This is a genomic window from Streptomyces sp. NPDC000941 (genome assembly GCF_053599555.1).
The window spans coordinates 1-6,532 of sequence record NZ_JBSFMM010000369.1 but is presented as its reverse complement, the minus strand read 5'-3'; the positions used below and the strand labels follow the sequence as shown (position 1 = coordinate 6,532).

The 6,532-nt window shown below is 72.5% G+C and carries 4 protein-coding genes; 3 read left to right on the top strand and 1 reads right to left on the bottom strand.

Features of this window, described 5'->3' with window-relative positions:
- The first annotated feature begins 69 nt into the window (after positions 1-69).
- Genes ACWDSL_RS50965 through ACWDSL_RS50955 form a run of 3 tightly spaced genes read left to right on the top strand, consistent with a single transcriptional unit; the run spans position 70 to position 4,151 of the window.
- A complete protein-coding gene (locus ACWDSL_RS50965) occupies positions 70-1,197 on the top strand; it encodes a glycoside hydrolase family 28 protein (protein ID WP_450496295.1) in 1,128 nt (375 codons plus the stop codon).
- A complete protein-coding gene (locus ACWDSL_RS50960) occupies positions 1,190-2,497 on the top strand; it encodes a glycoside hydrolase family 28 protein (RefSeq protein ID WP_450496293.1) in 1,308 nt (435 codons plus the stop codon). Before ACWDSL_RS50965 ends, ACWDSL_RS50960 begins: the two co-directional genes overlap by 8 nt.
- Positions 2,481-4,151 carry an acyltransferase gene (locus ACWDSL_RS50955; RefSeq protein WP_450496291.1) on the top strand — a complete coding sequence of 557 codons (1,671 nt, stop codon included), beginning with the start codon at positions 2,481-2,483 and terminating at the stop codon, positions 4,149-4,151. The genes ACWDSL_RS50960 and ACWDSL_RS50955 overlap by 17 nt, the downstream gene beginning before the upstream one ends.
- A gap of 99 nt (positions 4,152-4,250) precedes the next feature.
- Here the strand turns inward: ACWDSL_RS50955 and ACWDSL_RS50950 are convergent, their stop codons facing one another.
- Complete coding sequence (locus ACWDSL_RS50950; protein WP_450496289.1) at positions 4,251-6,302, bottom strand: hypothetical protein; 2,052 nt, start codon at positions 6,300-6,302, stop codon at positions 4,251-4,253.
- Between the last annotated feature and the right edge of the window lie 230 nt (positions 6,303-6,532).

The window sequence follows — 6,532 nt, the reverse complement described above, 5'->3', positions numbered from 1 at the left end:
CCGCCGCTGTGGCCGGCGGCCGCGAGCCAGGTCTTCGAGGCGGGCGATGAGCTGGCGGTGGGGCAGGCGGTGCGGCAGCAGTACGTCGCGGTGCGGCTGCGCGACCGTATCGATCTGCATCTGCGAGAAGGCGCCACGCTGCGCTTCAGCCAGGACCCGGCCGCCTATCTCCCCGTGGTGTACACCCGGTACGAGGGCACCGAATGCCTCAACTACTCGCCGCCGCTGTACGCGCACGGCTGCCGTACGGTCGCGGTCACCGGCCGCGGTGTCATCGACGGGCAGGCCGACGCCGAGCACTGGTGGAACTGGACGAAGGGCGCGGGCGGCGGGCCGTCCCCCGAGTCGGTGGACAAGAAACAGCTGCTGGCGTGGGCCGAAGCCGGCGTGCCGGTCGCGGAGCGGGTGTTCGGCGCCGGACACCATCTGCGGCCCAACCTGATCCAGTTCTACGACTGCCGCGATGTCCTGATCGAGGGCGTCACGGTGAAGAACTCGCCGATGTGGAACATCCACCCGGTGCTCTGCCGCAACGTCACCGTGCGCGGCGTGACCGTGGACAGCCCCGTCGGCCCCAACAATGACGGCTGCAACCCGGAGTCCTGCGCCTATGTGCTCATCCAGGACTGCGTGTTCGACACCGGCGACGACTGCGTGGCCTTCAAGGCCGGCAAGAACGCCGACGGGCGGCGCGTGAACGTCCCGTGCGAACACGCCCTGGTGGAGCGGTGCGAGATGCGGGCCGGACACGGCGGCGTCACCATCGGCAGCGAGACGACCGGCGGCGTCCGCGACATCCTCGCCCGCGACTGCCGCATGGACAGCCCGCAGCTCGACCGGGCGATCCGGATCAAGTCCAATCCGGTGCGCGGCGGCTTTGTACGCGACATCACCTGCCACGACATCACGGTCGGCCAGGTGGCGGACGCCGTCATCGAGATCGCGCTCAACTACGAGGGCGTCGAGAGCGGGGCCTACTACCCGGACGTACGGGACATCGCCGTGCACCGGCTCACCGCGCAGACCGGCCGCAGGCCCTGGAACCTGGTCGGCAACGACGCCAATCCCATCCGCGACGTCCTGTTCAGCGACTGCGTCTTCGCCGAGGTGGCCGGCCCCGGCGAGGTGCGGAACGTGACGGGGCTGGTGCTGCGCCGTGTCGTCGTGGGCGGGCAGGAGGCCGTGTCCGATGGGTGACTGGACCCGGGCGGACGCCATCGTGGCCCGGGTCGCCCGGCCGCGCTTCCCGGACCGCGAGTTCCCCGTCACCGCGTACGGGGCGCGCGGCGACGGCCGCACGGACTGCTCGGCGGCGCTGCGCCGGGCCGTCGCGGCCTGCGCCGCGGCGGGCGGCGGCCATGTGACCGTGCCCCCCGGAACGTACGCCACCGGGCCCGTCCACCTGCTCAGCCACGTCGATCTGCACCTGGAGGAGGGCGCCCGGCTGCTCTTCAGCCGGGACCCGGCCGCCTACCTCCCACCGGTCCTCACGCGCTTCCAGGGCGTGGAGATGTACGGCTACTCGCCCTTCATCTACGCCCAGGGCCGGCGGAACATCGCGGTCACCGGCCGGGGCGTGCTCGACGGGCAGGCCGACGAGGAGCACTGGTGGCCCTGGTCGGGGCAGGCGGAGTTCGGCTGGCTGCCCGGGATCCGGCAGCAGGAGGACGACTGGCCGGACCTGTGGCGGCAGGCCGAGGCGGGCGATCCGGTCGAGCGGCGCGTGTACGCGGACGGCTTCCGTTTCCGGCCCAACTTCGTGGAGTTCCAGGACTGCCACGGGGTACTGGTAGAAGGCGTGACGATCGTGCGCTCCCCGATGTGGGAGATCCATCCCGTGCTGAGCACCGGTGTGCTCATCCAGGACGTGACGATCGACAGCCCCGGCCCCAACAATGACGGCATCGACCCGGAGTCCTGCCGGGACGTGGTGATCCGCCGCTGCGATATCACCGCGGGCGACGACTGCATCGCCATCAAGTCGGGGCGGGAGGCCGACGGCCGGCGGGTGAACGTGCCGAGTGAGAACATCGTGATCGAGGACTGTGTGCTGCGCCACCGCTACGGCGCGATCACCCTCGGCAGCGATATGACCGGCGGCATCCGCGATGTGTACGTACGCCGCTGCCGCATCGGCGGCCCCGGGCTCTACTTCGGCCTCTACATCAAGACCAACTCCGTACGCGGCGGCTACGCCGAGAACATCCAGCTCGCCGACCTCACCGTCACCCATCTCCGCAAGGAATTCCTGAGCTGCGACTTCCACCGCGGGGAGGGCGATACGGGGTCGTATCCGCCGCGGGTGCGGGACATCGGCATCCGGGACGTCACGGTGGACCACGCCAGGCGCGCCCTGCTCGCCCGCGGCTACGGCCACGCCCCGATCGACGGGCTGCGCCTGGCAGACTGCCACTTCGGCTCGCTGGCGGAGGCCGACCGGATCGAACACGTCGATGGCCTGGTACAAGAGAGGGTGACTGGTGCGCGAAAGGAATGAGCCGGAACGGCCCCGACGGTACGACTACTGCCCCTGGGAGTTCTGGGGCGCGGCCACCGAGGAGGAGCGCGCGGAGCAGCTGGACCACCAGCGGCGGCTTGCCGAGCGGCTGGCCTCGGGCGGCGGCGAGGCCGAGTTCGCCGAGCGGGTCTTCGTCTCGCCGTGGGCGGGAGTGTTCACCGAAAGGCTGCGGATGGGTGAGCGCTCGTACATCGGCGCGCACGCGGTGGTCACCGACGATGTGGCCATGGGCCGCGACTGCACCCTCAACCCCTTTACGACGGCGCGCGGCCGGCTCCAGCTCGGCGACGGGGTGCGGGTGGGCGCGCACACGTCGCTGCTGGGCTTCAACCACTCGTTCGCGCCCGACCGTCCGGTGCACCGCCAGCCGCTCACCTCGGCCGGGATCGTGATCGGCGACGATGTGTGGATCGGTTCGCATGTGGTGGTGGTCGACGGGGTCACCATCGGCGACCACTGTGTGATCGGGGCGGGCGCGGTGGTCACCAAGGACCTTCCGCCCTGGTCGATCGCCGCGGGAAACCCGGCGCGGCGGCTGCGCGACCGGCGGGACGGGCAAACCGCTCCGGGCCCTCGTTCGGTGGACGCCCTGGATGTGCGGCTGGAGCGGTTCGCCGCGCGCGCCCGCGAGCAGGCGCCTGACGTCCTCGCCCGCTGCCGGGACGGCGACACCTGGACCGACCGTCCGGGAGCGGCCCGTACGGTGCGCTCGGTGTGCGACGCCGTGGAGATCGCTGATGTGCTGCTGGGCGTTCCCCCACCGGGGTCGGACGGCGCGGAACTCGCCGAGCGGCTGCGCTCCCTCCAGGACCCGGACACCGGCCTGGTCCCGGAGTACGGCGCCGGTCCACCGTCCCTGGCCGACGACACCGCGATGTACCACATCCTGTCCGTCGGCTACGCCCTCGACCTGCTGGGCTCCGGCTTCGCCCATCCCGTACGCGCCGTGCAGGACCTCGCGCCCGCCGAGCTCATGGACCGCCTGGACAAGCTGCCGTGGCGCACCGAGGCCTGGCGCTCGGGCCACTGGGTGGACGGGCTCGGCACAGCCGTCCTGCGCGATCTCGACGGTTTCGGGCTGCGCGCCCCCGCGGCCGAGGCGCTGTTCGGCTGGCTGCTCACCCGTGCCGACCCCGGCCACGGGCTGTGGGGCGCCCCGGGCGCGGCCGACCGGTGGCGGCAGCCGGTCAACGGCTTCTACCGGGCCACCCGCGGTACGTTCGCGCAGTTCGGGCTGCCCTTGCCGTATCCGGAGCGGACCGTGGACACCGTGCTCGCGCACAGCCGGGACCCCGCGTTCTTCGGCCCGGACCGCGGTGACGCCTGCGACGTCCTCGATGTGATCCATCCGTTGTGGCTGTGCGCCCGGCAGACCGGGCACCGGATCGCCGAGGGCCGCGACTGGGCGCGCGGGCAGTTGGAGCGGCTGCTCGGGCGGTGGCAGGACGGCGCCGGGTTCTCCTTCGCGCTGGAGCCCGGCGGCCGTGCGCCCCATGTGCCCGGTCTTCAGGGGACGGAGATGTGGCTGGCCATCGCCTGGCTGCTCGCCGACCACCTCGGCGTCTCCGACGCGCTCGGCTACCGGCCCCGAGGGGTGCACCGGCCGGAACCGGCGCGCCACGGGCTGGGCTGACCCGCCGGGCCACCCACCGGGTGAGGCGGCCCCGCCGGGCGGCGTCGACCCACCCGACGAGGCTGCCGCCGCCCGACGGAGCCGGCCCACCGGACGCGGTCACGGCGGCCACGGTCCGTCGTCCCATGGCCCGTCGCTCCCGGCCCGCGCCGCCCGCATCCGTAGCGCCTGGGAAAGCACCTGCGCGGTCACCCAGGAGGGGTTCCAGGTGTTGCTGGTGCCGCGCGCCTGCCAGTTGGTGGGGAAGAACCCCTCGGCCTGCTCGCCGAGCCCTTCGAAGCCCCACTCCCCCGCCTTGGTGCAGATGCCCTGCCCGAAGGCGTGCAGGATCTGCTCGCCCAGCCGGCGATACACCTCGCGGCCCGTCAGCTCGCCGAGCCTGGCGAGCTCGTACGCCGGGAAGAACACGTCCACGTGGTGGTTCTGCACGCTCACCCCCGGCCACCCGGCCGCCCTGAAGCCGGAGTCGAACGGCGGGTCCCACTGGTAGACCCAGGTCAGCAGCCAGTCGGCTGCCTCTTCGGCCCAGGCGCGGCGACGCTCGCCACCGGTGAGCAGCAGCAGTTCGTACACGCACAGGAAGTACGCGATGCCGCCCTCCTTGTCCTCGCAGACGGCGTCGAGCGTGGCGCGGGCGAAGGGTGTGGCCCAGTCGCCGGCGTGGCGATGGCGGTAGTGCGCGACGAGTCGTTCGGCCCGGCGCAGCATATGGGCCTCACCGGTGATCCGGTGGGCCTTGAGCAGGGCCAGAACGCACACCAGCCCGGCCGCGCCCGGCTCCTGGGGCAGCGGGCTGCCGTCCAGCCGCCAGCCGAGCGGCGGCACGGTGGCACACGCCGTGTCCACGCCCTCGGTCAGCGCCCGGACCCAGCGCCGCGGCACGGCGTGGCCATGGCTCCCCAGCAGCTCGATGACATCCGCGAGGTCGCACAGAGCGTCACCGTACGCCCGGGACGAGACGAAGGTCTCGCCGTCGCGTTCGAAGGCCGACCAGGCGCGGTCCTGGGTGGAGTAGAAACTCATCCGCAGGCCGGGCGGGGCACCGGCGGCGCTGCCGTCGAGGTAGAAGTCGACGGCCCGGCGGCAGCGGTCGACGCGCCAGGGCTGGTCGCGCTCCAGGCCGATGCGGGCGTCGCACCAGGCGAGTTTGAGGCTCTGGCCGGTCCAGCCGTACAGGAAGCCGGGGGTGTGTCCGGGCCCGGCGAACTTGAGGAATCCGGCGGCCCCTTGGGTTTCGTACCAGCGGCGGTCCATGGCCGCCGTCTTGTGGTGGACGATCTGGTCCAGGGTGAGGGGCCGGGCGCCTTCGGGGGCGTACAGTCCGAGCCCTTGGTGCACCAGCCGCCGGAAGCCGTGGCCCGGGCGGACCGGGGACCCCCAGTCCAGGGCGTAGTGCGCGCGGTGGACGGCGCCGGGCGGAAGATCGAGGTAACCGCCGTCGTACGGGGCGGTTTTCCCCTTGTGGACGTACGCCGTGTCCGGGACGCCGTTGAACATCAGCGCGCCGCTCATCGCGAGCAGCGAGATACGGCCGCGTTGGACCGCCCCGAGGGAGCCGCTGCCGGGCTCCGTCGCGTACAGGGTGGCATACCAGGTGTGGGGCGCGTGGCCGCGGGTGCGCCACTCCGCGTGCGCGCATGGGACGGGCAGCCGGTGTTCCTCGACCACGAGGGCGCGGTGCGGGCCGACACCGAGCCGGGGCACGGTGCGGTCGGGGTCGGCGGACGGGTTGCCCCGGTAGAGCACCTGCGGCAGGGTGACGGCGGAGGCCCTGCGGCACGGCAGCGGAAGCACCACGCCGAGTACGGCGTCCTCGTACCCGCGCTCACCGGTATTGCGCCACGTCACGTCCATGCGCAGCAGACCCCGTACGAACGCGAAGGCGACCTCGACCGCGAGGCCGCCGACCTCGCAGCACACCGCCAGCCCTTCTGCCGTCCGGCGGACCTCGGGCTCGTGCGCGCCGGGCAGGGCGATGTGCCAGGGGCGGCCGGTGGACATGGCCAGCATGCGGCTCAGGGGGGCGGCGAAGCACAGGGCTTCATCAGCCGCTCCGGCCCGGTCCGCCGCCCCGTGCCGGAAGGCGACCCGCGCCGCGCCCTGCTCCGTGGTGAGCTCAAGGCTCTTGTCACCGTTCGCGATCCGGAACACCGGCGACTCCCCCTCACCGACAACTGTCATTGCGCGCACGGGTGTTGACCCTTGCGACGCCCAGCGTGACCATTATGGCATTCAGATGGCATACCAGTGGAGTTCCACACCCGAAGAGGAGTGTGAGCATGCGTCAGGCACCCAGGGACGAGGAGGGCGGCTCCCGTTCGCGCCTCAGCCGTCGAAAGTTCGTCGCGGCCGGTGCGGCGGCCGGCACCGCGGCCCTGACC